Source organism: Enterobacter sp. KB-280D8, assembly GCF_041399405.1.
GTDB lineage: Bacteria > Pseudomonadota > Gammaproteobacteria > Enterobacterales > Enterobacteriaceae > Enterobacter > Enterobacter cloacae_N.
In genome coordinates this window covers 264,264-279,611 of sequence record NZ_JBGKEC010000001.1, presented here as the reverse complement: position 1 = coordinate 279,611, position 15,348 = coordinate 264,264, and the positions used below count along the sequence as shown (strand labels likewise).

Annotated in this window: 13 protein-coding genes; 8 read left to right on the top strand and 5 right to left on the bottom strand. The window is 58.5% G+C overall.

Features of this window, described 5'->3' with window-relative positions; translation table 11 throughout:
- The first annotated feature begins 2 nt into the window (after positions 1–2).
- The 3 genes from osmW to clcB all read left to right on the top strand — a co-directional run bounded on the left by osmW (position 3) and on the right by clcB (position 3,211).
- Complete coding sequence (osmW, locus tag AB8818_RS01435) at positions 3–650, top strand: osmoprotectant ABC transporter permease OsmW (protein ID WP_028012983.1); 648 nt, start codon at positions 3–5, stop codon at positions 648–650.
- Entirely contained in the window at positions 650–1,798 is a 1,149-nt protein-coding gene (gene osmV / locus AB8818_RS01430) for an osmoprotectant ABC transporter ATP-binding protein OsmV (RefSeq protein ID WP_192981433.1), read from the top strand. The genes osmW and osmV overlap by 1 nt, the downstream gene beginning before the upstream one ends.
- Positions 1,799–1,900: 102 nt before the next feature.
- A complete protein-coding gene (gene clcB, locus AB8818_RS01425) occupies positions 1,901–3,211 on the top strand; it encodes a voltage-gated ClC-type chloride channel ClcB (RefSeq protein ID WP_192981436.1) in 1,311 nt (436 codons plus the stop codon).
- On the opposite strand, the gene bioD is transcribed toward clcB, so the two are convergent.
- The 3 genes from bioD to AB8818_RS01410 form a co-directional block, all read right to left on the bottom strand.
- Complete coding sequence (gene bioD / locus AB8818_RS01420) at positions 3,146–3,841, bottom strand: dethiobiotin synthase (protein WP_192981439.1); 696 nt, start codon at positions 3,839–3,841, stop codon at positions 3,146–3,148. The two genes, clcB and bioD, sit on opposite strands and share 66 nt — an antisense overlap.
- A gap of 130 nt (positions 3,842–3,971) precedes the next feature.
- Positions 3,972–5,192 (bottom strand): sugar metabolism global transcriptional regulator Mlc, encoded by a 1,221-nt coding sequence (gene mlc / locus AB8818_RS01415; protein ID WP_112781952.1) that lies wholly within the window; start codon positions 5,190–5,192, stop codon positions 3,972–3,974.
- Positions 5,193–5,322: 130 nt separating this feature from the next.
- Complete coding sequence (locus AB8818_RS01410; protein ID WP_116340251.1) at positions 5,323–6,219, bottom strand: LysR family transcriptional regulator; 897 nt, start codon at positions 6,217–6,219, stop codon at positions 5,323–5,325.
- 121 nt (positions 6,220–6,340) lie between these two features.
- Between AB8818_RS01410 and AB8818_RS01405 the strand changes: the two genes are divergently transcribed.
- Positions 6,341–7,594 (top strand): MFS transporter, encoded by a 1,254-nt coding sequence (locus AB8818_RS01405; RefSeq protein ID WP_163329121.1) that lies wholly within the window; start codon positions 6,341–6,343, stop codon positions 7,592–7,594.
- A gap of 74 nt (positions 7,595–7,668) precedes the next feature.
- Here AB8818_RS01405 and AB8818_RS01400 read toward each other — a convergent pair whose 3' ends face one another.
- Both AB8818_RS01400 and AB8818_RS01395 read right to left on the bottom strand, forming a co-directional pair.
- On the bottom strand, positions 7,669–9,060 hold the full coding sequence (locus AB8818_RS01400; RefSeq protein ID WP_116340255.1) for an APC family permease: 1,392 nt from the start codon (positions 9,058–9,060) through the stop codon (positions 7,669–7,671).
- A 356-nt stretch (positions 9,061–9,416) separates the two neighbouring features.
- Positions 9,417–10,835, bottom strand: coding sequence for a glutamine synthetase family protein (locus AB8818_RS01395; RefSeq protein WP_116340259.1), 1,419 nt, complete (start codon positions 10,833–10,835; stop codon positions 9,417–9,419).
- Positions 10,836–11,049: 214 nt separating this feature from the next.
- Here AB8818_RS01395 and puuD point away from each other — a divergent pair, with 214 nt between their 5' ends.
- From puuD to AB8818_RS01375, 4 genes are all read left to right on the top strand, one after another.
- Positions 11,050–11,814 (top strand): gamma-glutamyl-gamma-aminobutyrate hydrolase, encoded by a 765-nt coding sequence (puuD, locus tag AB8818_RS01390; protein WP_163329119.1) that lies wholly within the window; start codon positions 11,050–11,052, stop codon positions 11,812–11,814.
- Between the two features lie 25 nt (positions 11,815–11,839).
- Positions 11,840–12,397: an HTH-type transcriptional regulator PuuR gene (gene puuR, locus AB8818_RS01385; RefSeq protein ID WP_013096835.1), complete on the top strand. Its 558-nt coding sequence runs from the start codon at positions 11,840–11,842 to the stop codon at positions 12,395–12,397.
- Positions 12,398–12,554: 157 nt separating this feature from the next.
- Positions 12,555–14,048 carry an aldehyde dehydrogenase PuuC gene (gene puuC, locus AB8818_RS01380; protein ID WP_192981441.1) on the top strand — a complete coding sequence of 498 codons (1,494 nt, stop codon included), beginning with the start codon at positions 12,555–12,557 and terminating at the stop codon, positions 14,046–14,048.
- Positions 14,045–15,325, top strand: coding sequence for an FAD-binding oxidoreductase (locus AB8818_RS01375; protein WP_316387210.1), 1,281 nt, complete (start codon positions 14,045–14,047; stop codon positions 15,323–15,325). Before puuC ends, AB8818_RS01375 begins: the two co-directional genes overlap by 4 nt.
- The last annotated feature ends 23 nt before the right edge of the window (positions 15,326–15,348 follow it).

Genomic DNA, 15,348 nt, shown 5'->3' with positions numbered 1-15,348 from the left:
CTATGGATACCGTTCACTACATTCTGGACAACTGGGACTATCTGTTAACCCTGACGCTGCAGCATCTGTGGCTGGTGGCGCTGGCCGTGGGCTTAGCGATTATCATCGGCGTCCCGCTGGGCATTCTGATTGTCCGCCACAAGTGGCTGGCGACGCCGGTGCTGGGGATAGCCACCATCGTGCTGACCATTCCATCTATCGCGCTGTTTGGCCTGATGATCCCGCTGTTTTCGCTGATCGGTCAGGGGATTGGCGCCCTGCCCGCCATTACGGCGGTGTTTCTTTACTCGCTGCTGCCGATTGTGCGTAACACCCACACGGCGCTCGACAGCCTGCCGCCGGGCCTGCGCGAAGCCGGACGCGGCATTGGCATGACGTTCTGGCAACGTCTGCGCTGGGTGGAAATTCCGATGGCGCTGCCGGTGATTTTCGGCGGGATCCGCACCGCCGTGGTGATGAACATCGGCGTGATGGCAATCGCCGCCGTGATTGGCGCGGGTGGGCTGGGCCTTCTGCTGCTTAACGGCATCGGCGGAAGCGATATTCGCATGCTGATTGCAGGCGCGTTGATGATTTGTCTTTTAGCGATTGTACTCGACTGGCTGCTGCACCGTCTGCAGGTGGTTCTGACTCCGAAGGGGATTCGATAATGATAAAACTGGAAAACCTCACCAAACAATTTTCACAGAAGCAAGGCCAGACCTTTAAGGCCGTCGATAACGTCAACCTGAACGTGCCTGAAGGGGAAATGTGCGTCCTGCTCGGCCCGTCCGGCTGCGGGAAAACCACCACCCTGAAGATGATTAACCGCCTCATCACCCCAAGCAGCGGGAACATCCTGATTAACGGCGAGGACACCAGCGGGATGGACACCGTGACCTTACGCCGCAACATCGGCTACGTGATCCAGCAGATTGGCCTGTTCCCGAACATGACCATTGAAGAGAACATCACCGTCGTGCCGCGCATGCTGGGCTGGGATAAAGCGCGCTGCAAAACCCGCGCCGAAGAGCTGATGGACATGGTGGCGATGGATCCGCACAAGTTCCTTCACCGCTATCCGCGCGAGATGTCCGGCGGCCAGCAGCAGCGTATCGGCGTCATCCGCGCCCTGGCGGCGGATCCTCCGGTACTGCTGATGGATGAACCGTTCGGCGCGGTGGACCCGATCAACCGTGAGGTGATCCAGAACCAGTTTCTGGAGATGCAGCGCAAGCTGAAAAAAACCGTCATGCTGGTGAGCCACGATATCGACGAAGCTCTGAAGCTTGGCGACCGTATTGCGGTGTTCCGTCAGGGGAAAATCGTGCAGTGCGCCAGCCCGGATGAACTGCTGGCGAAACCGGCGAATGAGTTTGTCGGCTCGTTTGTCGGTCAGGACCGTACGCTGAAGCGCCTGCTGCTGGTCTCCGCGGGAGACGTCACCGACCAGCAGCCGACCATTACGGTGCGGGGCTCTACTCCGCTTCCCGAAGCTTTTGCGACCATGGATGATAATGATATTCGTGCCGTTACGGTGGTCGACGAGCACGGCAAACCGCTGGGCTTTGTGAAGCGTCGCGAAGCGCGTAACGCCAGCGGCACCTGTGCCGACATCCTGCATCCGTTCCGCATGACCGGCAAGGCCGAGGACAACCTGCGCGTGGTGCTTTCCCGTCTGTATGAGAGTAATACCAGCTGGATGCCGATCGTGGATGAGGACGGGCGCTATAACGGCGAGATTTCGCAGGACTATATTGCCGAGTACCTGAGCTCCGGGCGTACGCGTCGGGCGCTGAATATTCATAGCGACAGCTAACCTTTCTGGCCGGGCATCGCCCGGCTTTTTCGCACGCAGACCTTTTGCTAACCCCGCGTTTTCCCGCCACAATATCGTATCGTTCCCGTTAAAACGCGACCCATGCAACGTCTTCATACCTACCCAGACATCCATGCGATGTTTCGCCGACTGCTGATTGCCACCGTAACCGGCGTGCTGGCCGCGCTGGCCGTTGCGGCGTTCCGCCACAGCATGTACCTGCTGGAGTGGCTGCTTCTGAGCAACGACAGCGGCAGCCTGGTGAATGCCGCCGCGTCGCTTTCACCCTGGCGACGCGCGCTAACGCCTGCGCTTGGAGGGCTGGCTGCCGGACTGCTGCTCTGGGGATGGCAGCGCCTGACCGCCCAGCGTCCCCACGCCCCGACCGATTATATGGAAGCGCTGGAAACCGGCGACGGTCAGTTTGACTACGGCGCCAGCCTCGTTAAATCCCTTGCTTCGCTGCTGGTCGTTGCCAGCGGAAGCGCCATCGGCCGGGAAGGTGCGATGATCCTGCTTGCCGCCCTCGCCGCCTCCTTTTTTGCCCGTCGTTTTACGCCCAAATCGGAATGGAAGCTCTGGATCGCCTGTGGCGCCGCCGCCGGGATGGCCAGCGCCTACCATGCACCGTTAGCCGGAAGCCTGTTCATCGCTGAGATTCTGTTTGGCACGCTGATGCTGGCCTCGCTCGGTCCGGTGGTGATTGCGGCGGTGATGGCGCTTCTCACCACGCAGCTTCTGGCTCCGGGCGCCGGTACGCTCTACGCGGTCCATCTGAGCGGCATTCTCACCGCGGCCGATTATGCTCTGCTGGTCGCCATGGGCCTGCTGGCGGGTCTCTGCGGGCCGCTGCTGATGTGGCTGATGGCCTTCAGCCACGGGCTTTTCCTGCGCCTCAGGCTTTCGCCACCGTGGCAGCTGGCGCTCGGCGGCTTGATCGTCGGGCTGCTGTCTCTACTGACGCCGAAGGTGTGGGGGAATGGCTACAGCGTGGTTCAGGCTTTTCTGCTCGCGCCGCCGCTGCTGTCGGTGATTTCCGGGGTGTTCATCTGTAAGCTGCTGGCGGTACTGGCGAGCAGCGGTTCGGGCGCGCCGGGCGGGGTGTTTACGCCCACGCTGTTTGTCGGCATGGCAACGGGGATGCTGTTGGCGCAGCTGTTCGCGCTATGGCTGCCGGGCTCTGAGACGGCGATTCTGCTGGGGCTGGCAGGAATGGCAACGCTACTTGCCGCGACCACGCATGCGCCCATTATGTCGGCGCTGATGGTCAGTGAAATGACCGGGCAATATTTTTTACTGCCCGGTTTACTGGTCGCCTGCGTGATGGCGTCCGTGCTGTCGCGGACGTTACGCCACGACTCGATCTACGGTCAACACGCCACCGAGGGCAGAGAGATCGATGTACTGCGCTAGCTCGCGCTGCTCGGCGCGCGGCAGATAAGGCAGCTCGCCCACCAGCGGACCAGGCAGCTTGGTGCTCAGCACGTCGATGATTTCAGCGTAGTGCGCGAGGCCCGGATTAATGCGGTTTGCCACCCAGCCAATCAGCGGCAGGCCGTCATTGGCAATCGCCTGCGCCGTCAGCAGCGCATGGTTGATGCACCCTTCCTGAATACCCACTACCATCACCACCGGCAGTTGCTCCTGCACGACCCATTCGGAGAGCGGGCGCAGGTCATTCATCAGGCTGCGCCAGCCGCCCGTCCCTTCCACCACCACGTGATCGACCTGCTCGCTCAGGTTCGCCAGCCCGTCGGACAACAGGGAGTAGTTAATCAGGCCGCTGTGCGCCACGCTGCTCTCCTCTTCGCTTAACGCAATGGGATTGACCGCGTGATAAGGCAGTTCCAGCGACGAGACGCTTTGCAGCACCAGGGCGTCTTTATTACGTAATCCCTCTGGCGTCTCTTTACTCCCTTTTGCGACCGGTTTGAACCCTGCAACGCGTCTACCGCTTGCTGCCAGCGCCTGCATCAATGCGCGGGATACGACGGTCTTGCCGACAGAGGTATCTGTACCAGTAACAAAGAAACGCTTAAGCATGACTCACTCCACCTCTTGGGTATGCTTCGAAAATATAAACCAGGTAAATAATTCAGTGGAGGAAGTCTACGGGATGCGTGCGCTACCCGGCTTGAGATAGCGCAATTTTTCTTACATCAGCGGAAAAGAGTTAACCCTGTAACAGGCGGATAAGCAGCGAGCCGTTATACATGGCATCTTTGACCAGCGCCGCGCCGGCCATCGTGCCCTGGTTGGAAAACTGGGTGCTTTCTACCGCAATATTTTTGCTGTAGGCGGGAAGCGACTGCTGATGGATACAGGCCGAGATCGCCGGGAAGAGGATTTCCGCCGCCTGGCTCAGCGGTGAGCCAATGAGGATTTTTTGGGGGTTGAAGAGGTTCACCATAATGGCCAGAATGCGGCCAACGTTATTCCCTACTCCAGTAATGATGTCCTTCGCCAGCAGATCGCCCTGGCGCGCGGCGGCGCAGAGGGAGTCCACAGTTAAGGGTTGTCCGTGCAGCGAGGAGCTCATGGACTGGCTGAGCCGGACCTGCGCCAGTTCCAGCACGCTTTCCACGCTGGCAATCGTCTCCAGACAGCCGTGGTTCCCACAGTAGCAGCGCTTACCGTACGGGTCGACCTGGGTGTGGCCGATTTCCACCAGGCTGCTGCTTCCGGCGTGGAGAAGCCGACCGTCGGTGATCACCCCCGCCCCGACGTTATGGTCGATGACCACCTGAATGACGTCCCGCGCACCGCGAGACGCGCCAAACAGCGCTTCCGCCATCGTCCAGGCGCTAATGTCGTGCTGAATATAGACCGGCACGCCGGTATGGTTTTTCAGCACCTCACCCAGCGGCATCTCTTTGACATCGTCGTAAAACGGCATGCGGTGCACAATGCCGTTTTCGGTATCAATAATTCCCGGCATGGTTATGGCAATCGCCGTCAGGCGCTCAAGCCGCTGCTGATGGCGGATAAAGAAGCGATCGATGTGCGAGACAATCGCGTCAAGGAGCGGTTCCTCGGCATTGAGCGGTAGCTCAAGCCGGTCTTCCACCACCAGCTTGCTGCTGAGATCGCGCAGCGCAAGGAAGATCTCTCCGCGACTGATGCGCAGTGAGAGGTAGTGCCAGGCTTCCGTCTCAACTACCAGCCCGACCGCCGGACGGCCACGGCTGCCCGGCTCCTGAATTTCCGTCTCCTGAACCAGGTGCGCTTCCAGCATTTCGCGGACAATCTTGGTGATACTGGCAGGTGCCAGCTGTGCCAGGCGCGACAGATCGATACGCGAAACCGGACCAAGCTGATCAATCAGGCGATACACCGCGCCAGCATTGGTCTGCTTAATCTGATCAATATGCCCTGGCTGACTATCAGCAACCACCTCGTACTCCCTTATTTTCGAGCTTCGAAATAAACTATTGGCTATGGTGAAGCACTTCCATGGGTGTCGTCAAATATTTACTTAGCCATGTGATTTACCGCACATTTTTACCCGTTTTTCCCGGGAAAAATCAGGCTGCGGAGGCCTGGATTAACTGCTGTTTGAAGCGCTGCGCAGCATGACTCTGTTCACGATGTTTTGACCACACCAGCCACATCTCCGAAACGGCATCCTCTTCGGCAATGGCAACCCAGCGCATTTCGCGCAGCTGTACCCGCTTAAAGGAGGCCGGGAGTATCGACACGCCCAGCCCGGCGGCGACCAGGCCAATAATGGTCATCGCCTCTCCCACTTCCTGGGTAATGACCGGCGCCAGATCGTAGCGGCGCATCAGCCCCAGAATATCGTCATACAGACCCGTTCCGACCTGCGGGTCAAAAAAGACAAACGGCTCTTTTGCCAGCTCTGCCAGCGAGACCGCCGGACGCGACGCCAGCGGGTGATCGAGCGGGATCATGGCCATTAGCGGTTCGCGCAGGATCACCTCCCACGCCAGCGTGTCCGGCAGCTGGGTATTACGCATCAGCCCCAGATCGAGCGCACCTTCATTCAGCGGCGCAATCTGCTCGCGGGTATTAATTTCGCGCGTCTGAATATGCACATCCGGAAAATGACGGCGGAATGACGAGAGCGTCTGCGAGACGGCGCTGATAAACGGCGCGGACGAGGTAAACCCGATTCGCAGCTCTCCGGCTTCCCCGAGATAGAGCCGTTCCGCCCGGGCGGCGGCGTCATCGACCATGCTCAGGATTTGTCGGCTGTCGATAAGAAACTGCTTCCCCGCCGCCGTCAGGCTCACGCTGCGGTTGGTGCGGGCCAGAAGGCGCGCCCCGACCTGCTGTTCCAGGATCTGAATCTGCTGGCTTAAGGGTGGCTGAGAGATATTCAGCCGCGCCGCCGCGCGACCAAAATGCAGCTCCTCAGCGACGGCGACAAAGTAGCGAAGATGACGCAGCTCGATATTCATATTTTTAAGGTATCATTTGAGATTATTAATATATTAGACAGAATATTTACATTTTCCTACCCTGAACAGGTGGTCATACCCGTCACCCGAAATCACGGGGATGTTTAAGCAAGGAAACTGTGTGAGTCGTACAACTACTATTGATATCGATCCGGCAAGAGATATCAATGATTTACCCGCAGCACCGCAGCCGGTCCAGTTCATTAAACGTGGTACCCCCCAGTTTATGCGCGTCACGCTGGCGCTCTTCTCCGCCGGTCTGGCAACATTTGCCCTGCTCTATTGCGTTCAGCCGATCCTGCCCGTTCTCTCTCATGAGTTTGGCGTATCGCCTGCCAGCAGCAGCGTTTCACTGTCTGTTTCTACCGGCATGCTGGCGATTGGCCTGCTCTTTACCGGGCCGCTGTCCGACGCCATTGGCCGTAAACCGGTGATGGTAACCGCCCTGATGCTGGCCTCGGTCTGCACGTTACTCTCGACCATGATGACCAGCTGGCACGGTATTCTGGTGATGCGCGCGCTGATTGGGCTCTCGCTCAGCGGCGTGGCGGCGGTCGGAATGACCTACCTCAGCGAGGAGATCCACCCGAGCTTTGTTGCCTTCTCGATGGGGCTCTACATCAGCGGGAACTCGATTGGCGGCATGAGCGGACGCCTGCTGAGCGGGGTCTTCACGGATTTCTTTAACTGGCGTATTGCGCTGGCGGTAATCGGGTGTTTTGCGCTGGCATCAGCCCTGATGTTCTGGAAAATCCTGCCGGAATCGCGCCATTTCCGCCCGACCTCTCTGCGGCCGAAAACGCTGTTTATCAACTTCCGCCTGCACTGGCGCGACAAAGGTTTACCGCGACTATTTCTGATGGGATTCCTGCTGATGGGCTCCTTCGTGACGCTGTTTAACTATATTGGCTATCGCCTGATGCTCTCGCCGTGGCATCTGAACCAGGCCGTTGTAGGTTTGCTTTCCGTGGCCTATCTCACCGGCACGTGGAGCTCGCCGAAAGCCGGGGCGATGACCGCGCGCTTCGGCCGCGGCCCGGTCATGCTGTTCTTCACGGTGGTGATGCTGGTCGGCCTGCTGCTGACGCTCTTCACCCCCCTGTGGCTGATTTTTGCCGGAATGCTGCTCTTCTCCGCAGGGTTCTTCGCCGCACACTCGGTCGCCAGCAGCTGGATTGGCCCGCGCGCGCGTCGCGCCAAAGGGCAGGCATCGTCGCTGTATCTGTTTAGCTATTACCTGGGTTCCAGCATCGCCGGGACCCTCGGGGGCGTGTTCTGGCATCACTACGGCTGGAACGGCGTGGGCGGGTTTATCGCGCTGATGCTGTGCGCTGCGCTGCTGGTGGGAGCAAGTCTTCATAAACGTCTGAGATAATAAGCCTGCGGGCTGATGCCCGGTAGATGAGCGATCCCGATAAACGGCACCAGCGTACTGGTGCCGTTTCACGTTCAGGAATCCCAGGCCTGCTCTATCTTACCGGCTTCAAACTGCGGAGGCGGTTTGCGGAAACGGCGCGTTAGCCATGCCAGGTAAAGGACCCCCAGCGCCGCCCAGATGAGGCCAAGCGTTAGTGACGTCGCTTCGAGGTTTATCCATAGCACGCCGACCGTTACGGCACCAATGAGTGGCAGCAGGAAATAGTGGAACCGATCTTTCCACGTTTTGTTCAGCCCCTTACGCCGCCAGAAATGGTTGTACACCGAGAGATTAACAAACGTAAATGCCACCAGCGCGCCAAAGTTGATCAGCGCCGTCGCGGTCACGAGATCAAAGTAAAGGGCCGACAGCGCCACTATCCCTACCATAATGACGTTCAGAGCCGGAGTCCGCCATTTCGGATGCACGTAGCCAAACACCCGCTCCGGAAAGACGTTGTCACGCCCCATCACATACAACAAGCGTGAGACGCTGGCGTGCGAGGCCAGGCCTGAAGCGAGCGTATTCACAAACGTGGTACACAGAAACACCGACTGGAAGAGCTTGCCGCCTACGTACAGCGCAATTTCCGGCAGCGCGGCGTCCGGGTTCTTGAAGCGCGCGATCGTCGGGAAAAAGAGCTGCATGAAAAACGAGGCAACAATGAATATCAGCCCGCCATACAGTGCAGTCAGGAAAATGGCTTTGGGAATCACCCGCGCCGCGTTTGGCGTCTCCTCCGACAGCGTGGTGACCGCGTCAAAACCGAGGAAAGAGAAGCAGACGATAGTCGCGCCGGTAATAATCGGGATCAGGTGGGCGTTCTCGCTGATAAACGGCTGGAGCGACCAGACGGTGCCGACGCCCTCACCCTTGTGCAGGCCATGCACCACGAGTATGACAAACACCACCATGATGGCGATCTGCACCAGCACAAACAGGGTGTTAAAGTTGGCGACCAAATTAACGCTCTTCAGGTTCGCCAGCGTCAGGATCGTCACAAACCCCACCACCCAGACCCACGGTGGGACTTCCGGGAACAACGCGGAAAGGTAGATCTTCGCCAGCAGCACGTTGATCATCGGCAGGAAGAGATAGTCCAGCAGCGATGACCAGCCGACCATAAAACCCAGGTGGGGTCCGATCGATTTCTGCGTGTAGGTATACGCAGAGCCCGCTTCCGGGAACTGACGCACCAGTTTGCCGTAGCTGATGGCGGTAAACATGACGCCCGCCAGCGCCAGGAGATACGAGGCGGGCACGTGGCCATTACTGATACCGGACACAATGCCGAAGGTATCAAACACGGTCATGGGGGTGAGGTAAGCCAGGCCCATCATGACCACCTGCCAGAGCTTGAGGGAACTGCGCAGCCGGGTTCTTCCGGCCATGCCCGGCGAATCAAGAGAGGTGTTAGTCGCCATAAACCGTCCCCCCCATGCTTACCGTGGTTTGCAATCGCGTTGTCCTTAACGCAAACCTGCTTAGCAAAGGGGGTAGTTGTAAAGAACATACGCGATCGTACCAGCGCAGCATCTCTCGCTCGCACTCACAGCAGGCGCCTGACTGGCCCCCTTCGCCCTGCGGATAGTTGAACATCTGCATCATTTCCTACCTCGTCACACAGTGTCGTTAAGAAAATCCCTGTGCCGCCTGCGCTCCATAACGCGACTCCCGGGAGATAGCTGGCGTGCCAGCGAACAGTTAGGCCAGGCTCCGCGCAGGCCATTTGGTAATACGTATGCGATGAAACAAAGCGGCCCCTTACCGGGGCTCGTCATCAGGCGTTTTTCAACATCCACTCAATTTCTGTTTCGGTAATCAGGCGTTCAAACTGCAGTAACTCATCATTTTTGCAGGCGTGATATACGTGGCAGAAACGTTCGCCCAGCCGCTCGCGAAGATGATCGTTTTGCATAAATTCCCACAGCGCATCGCTCTGACGGATCGGGAACGGCAGCCCGTCCTGCTCCAGACCATTGCCTTCCACTTCTTCCTGCAGGGGTAAATCGTTATCCAGCCCATGAAGAATGCCGGCAAAAATTGCCGCCATTACCAGATACGGATTCGCGTCTGCTCCCGCCACCCGGTACTCGACCCGATGGTTATGGCGATCGCCGCAGGGGATACGCAGGGCAACCGTGCGATTATTGTGTCCCCATGATGCCTGCGTCGGCACGTACATTCCCGGCTGGAAACGGCGGTAGGAGTTGACGTTAGGTGCCAGCAGCGCCATGGACGCCGGCATCAGATCGATCATCCCGGCCAGCGCGCGTTTCAGCAGCGCGGAATCCTCGCCGCTGGCGTCTGCGAGCACGTTTTCGCCTCTGTTGTTTTGCATGCTGATGTGGATATGCATCCCGCTGCCCGCATGCTCTTCATACGGCTTTGCCATAAACGTGGCGTGCATCTTATGTTTTTCCGCCATCTGCCTGACGAGACGTTTTAGCGCCAGCGCATCATCGCAGGCGTCGAGCACGTTTTCCGTATGGTGCAGGTTAATCTCAAACTGGCCCGGGGAGGCCTCAGCCACGGCCCCGTCAGCGGGGATCAGCTGCAGCTGCGCCAGCTCGTCAATGTCATTCAGCACGTCAGCAAAGTGGTTCAGGTTATCTACCGAGTAGACCTGACTCTGCGTGTTACGCACGTCGGTGCCCGGCGCGCAGGGAGGCTGCAGATAGCCGTCGGCATCGCGTTGACGGTCAAGTAAATAGAACTCCAGCTCTACCGCTACCACGGGGAACAGACCGCGCTGGCGCAGCTGCTGCCAGAGTCGGTTGAGTACGTTCCGCGGCTCAACGTCAAAGGGAGCGCCATCTTCATCAACCATGGTGAGCTGCACCTGACCAATGTATTCCGGGTCGGCGGCGGACGGTGTCAGGGTGCCCGGTACCGGCACGCAGATACAGTCCGGCTCGCCGAGCTCCTGCCCCAGCCCCGCCTCTTCCACGACGTTACCCAAAATGTCCATGGCGAAAACCGATGCCGGGAAATAGCAGCCTTTTTCAAGCTTGTTCAGTCCGGCAACCGGGATACGTTTGCCGCGAAAACAGCCGTTCAGGTCGGTCAGGAGGACATCAATAAACTGGGTGTCAGGATACTTTTCTAAATAGCGCTTCACTTCCTGCGTAAAGGCGCTGCCCCGCCTCTCGTCCGTGTGCTGCACAAAGTTCTCAACTTCTACGATATTGGTTTCCATGATTTACCACCGTTTTTGGGATTTGCGTTCGCTGCTCTGGACTGTCAAATATAATGTCCACCCTATCGAATCTGTATGCAAATAAAATGTTTGTCAAATGTTAAATTAAGTTTGCAAAAGCCAGATCTCGTTGCTAGATTGAGAAAATATTGAACGAAAAGGCCGTTTCACAGGCGAAAATGGCCTAAATTTAGTCCACTTTGTGAGGGCGATCATGGAAAATATAATGAACAAGCCAGTTATTGGCGTGGTGATGTGCAGAAACAGGCTTAAGGGTCATGAGACCCAGACCCTGCAAGAAAAGTACCTGAATGCCATTATTAACGCGGGGGGCTTACCCATTGCCTTACCGCATGCGCTGGCAGAGCCAGAGCTACTTACCGCTCTGCTGCCCACCCTGGACGGGATTTACCTGCCGGGCAGCCCAAGTAACGTGCAGCCGCACCTTTATGGTGAAAACGGCGATGAGCCTGACGCCGATCCCGGGCGAGATCTTCTGAGTATGGCGCTGATTGGTGCCGCGCTCGAAAGGCGCATCCCCATTTTCGCCATCTGCCGGGGGCTGCAGGAAATGGTTGTTGCGACGGGAGGGACGCTGTATCGCCGCCTGTTCGAGCAGAACGACCTGCTTGAGCACCGGGAAGACCCTGAACTGTCGGTTGAGCTACAATACGCCCCGTCTCATGAAGTTCAGGTTCAGGAGGGAGGACTGCTGTCTCAATTAATACCAGGCTGTAACACATTTTGGGTAAACTCGTTACACGGGCAAGGTGCACGAACGTTAGGACCACGGCTTCGCGTGGAGGCCCGCTCGACGGATGGGCTGGTCGAAGCGGTCAGCGTTCAGGACCACCCTTTTGCCCTCGGCGTGCAATGGCACCCCGAATGGAACAGCAGCGAGTACGCCCTGTCACGCATGTTGTTTGAAGGTTTTATCACCGCCTGTCAAAGCCACATTGCCGAGAAGCAACGGCTTTGACCTCTACCGTAAAGGAAATGCAACTATGAGCGATGACGGACTGGCGCCAGGGAAACGTCTGTCTGAGATCCGCCAGCAGCTGGGTCTCTCGCAGCGGCGTGCCGCCGAACTGTCTGGGTTAACACACAGTGCCATCAGCACCATTGAGCAGGACAAAGTCAGTCCTGCCATCAGTACGCTGCAAAAGCTGCTGAAAGTTTATGGGCTGTCGCTCTCGGAATTCTTTTCGGAACCGGAAAAACCTGATGAACCGCAGGTGGTTATTAATCAGGAAGACCTTATCGAAATAGGCAGTCAGGGGGTTTCGATGAAGCTGGTTCATAACGGAAATCCGAACCGTACGCTGGCGATGATTTTTGAAACTTACCAGCCTGGAACCACGACCGGAGAGAGGATCAAACACCAGGGTGAGGAGATTGGTACGATACTGGAAGGTGAAATAGTGCTGACCATTAATGGTCAGCCTTATCACCTGGTTGCGGGGCAGAGCTATGCCATCAATACCGGCATACCGCACAGCTTCAGCAACACCTCGGCAGGCATCTGCCGCATTATCAGTGCCCACACCCCCACCACGTTCTAATAACCACTCAGTCCCGGTGTAAGCGCGCTTACGCCGGGACAAATAAAAACGATCAATGTCGGCATTCAACGGGTTAATTCCCGGGATGCCTCACGGCTTCGTATTGCCTGAAACGGCCATGCCTTTATTTATCTGATTGCGAAAGAAAGGAGTGAATATGCATTTTCAGCACCTGACTTACTGGCAGGATAAAGCAAAAAACAGCGCCATTGAGACCCGGTTATTTATTAACGGTGCCTATTGTGACGCCGCCGATAACGCCACGTTTGAAACCGTCAATCCTGCTACCCAACAGACGCTGGCGAACGTGGCCCGCGGCAAGGAGGCTGACGTAGACCGCGCGGTTCAGGCCGCGCGTGAGGTATTTGAGCGCGGTGACTGGTCGCAGGCGTCTCCGGCGCAGCGCAAGGCCGTGCTGAATAAGCTCGCCGATTTGATGGAACGCCACGGCGAAGAGCTGGCCTTACTGGAAACGCTGGACACCGGCAAACCCATCCGCCACAGCCTGCGCGACGATATTCCCGGCGCGGCTCGCGCCATTCGCTGGTACGCCGAAGCGGCGGATAAAGTCTACGGCGAAGTGGCACCTACGGGTCCAGGCGAGCTGGCGATGATCGTGCGCGAGCCGATCGGGGTGGTCGCGGCCATCGTCCCCTGGAACTTCCCGCTGCTGCTGGCCTGCTGGAAGCTGGGCCCGGCGCTGATCGCGGGCAACAGCGTGGTATTGAAACCGTCGGAGAAATCGCCCCTCACCGCCCTGCGGCTGGCCGGGCTGGCGAAAGAGGCGGGCCTGCCTGACGGCGTGCTGAATGTGATAAGCGGTTACGGCCACGAAGCGGGCCAGGCGCTGGCACTGCATCCGGAGGTCGAGGTGCTGACGTTTACCGGCTCTACCCGTACCGGCAAGCAGCTGTTGAAGGACGCGGGAGAAAGCAACATGAAGCGCGTCTGGCTGGAGGCGGGCGGCAAGAGCGCCAACATTATCTTTGCCGACTGTCCGGACCTGGACAAGGCCGTGAGCGCGACCGCCGCCGGGATTTTTTATAACCAGGGGCAAGTCTGTATCGCCGGTACCCGCCTGCTGCTCGAAGACAGCATCGCCGATGACTTCCTGGCAAAGCTAAAAGCGCAGGCCCGTCACTGGCAGCCGGGCGATCCGCTCGACCCCGACAGCACGATGGGAATGCTCATCGACGCTGCGCACGCCGATACCGTCCACACGTTTATTCGCGAGGGAACAAGGAAAGGTACGCTGCTGCTGGACGGGCGGGAACAAGCATGGCCTTCCGCAGTGGGTCCCACCATTTTTGTCGACATCGACCCAGCCTCCCCGCTGTGCCGGGAGGAGATTTTCGGGCCGGTGCTGGTCGTCACCCGTTTTAAAACCGAAGAAGAAGCCTTAACGCTGGCCAACGACAGTGAATATGGGCTTGGCGCGGCGGTATGGACCCGCGATCTTTCCCGCGCGCACCGTATGAGCCGCCGTCTGAAAGCAGGCTCGGTCTTCGTCAATAACTATAACGATGGCGATATGACTGTACCTTTTGGCGGCTATAAGCAGAGCGGCAACGGTCGCGACAAGTCCCTGCACGCGCTGGAAAAATTTACCGAACTGAAAACCATCTGGATTGCCCTGGAGCCTCAATCATGACCGAACATACCACCAGCTACTACGCGGCCAGCGCGAACGCTTACGAACCTTTCTCGACGCTAAACGAGTCGATCAGCTGTGACGTGTGCGTGGTGGGCGGCGGCTATACCGGCCTCTCCTCCGCGCTGCATCTCGCCGAAATGGGCTACGACGTGGTGCTCCTTGAAGGAGCGCGCATCGGTTTCGGTGCCAGCGGACGCAACGGCGGCCAGCTGGTTAACTCCTACAGCCGCGATATCGACGTGATTGAGAAAAACTACGGCCCCGATGCCGCCAGAGTCCTCGGGAGCATGATGTTTGAGGGCGGGGAAATCATCCGGGAGCGTATCCAGCGCTACCAGATCCAGTGCGACTATCGTCCCGGCGGCCTGTTTGTGGCGCTAAACCATAAGCAGCTGGAGACGCTGGAGGAGCAAAAAGCCAACTGGGAACGCTACGGCAACACGCAGCTGGAGCTGCTGGACGCTAACGCCATCCGCCGGGAAGTTGACAGCGAACGCTATACCGGCGCGCTGCTGGACCGCAGCGGAGGACACATTCATCCGCTGAACCTGGCAATCGGCGAAGCGGACGCCATTCGCCTGAACGGCGGGCGGGTGTATGAACAGTCCCCGGTGACCGCCATTCAGCACACCAGCCCGGCCGTGGTGAGCACACAGCATGGTCAGGTGACGGCCCGCTATGTGATCGTCGCCGGGAATGCCTATCTGGGCGATAAGATAGAACCGGAGCTGGCAAAACGCAGCATGCCCTGCGGCACCCAGGTGGTGACCACCGCCCCGCTGCCGGAAGCGGTCGTCCGCACGCTGATCCCCAATAACTACTGCGTGGAGGATTGCAATTACCTGCTGGATTACTACCGTCTCACCGCCGACAACCGCCTGCTGTACGGCGGTGGAGTAGTCTATGGCGCGCGCGATCCGGACGATGTCGAGCGCCTGGTGATGCCAAAGCTGCTGAAAACCTTCCCGCAGCTGGCAGGCGTCAAAATCGACTACCGCTGGACGGGCAACTTCCTGCTGACCCTGTCACGGATGCCGCAGTTTGGTCGTCTGGACAAGAACATCTATTACATGCAGGGCTACAGCGGTCACGGCGTGACCTGCACCCACCTGGCCGGACGGCTGATCTCGGAACTGTTGCGCGGTGACGCTGAGCGCTTTGATGCGTTTGCCAACCTCCCGCACTATCCCTTCCCGGGCGGTCGCAGCCTGCGGATTCCATTTACGGCGATGGGCGCGGCGTACTACAGCCTGCGCGATCGTCTTGGCGTATGATCGTTTCGACAAAAGGGTATCTG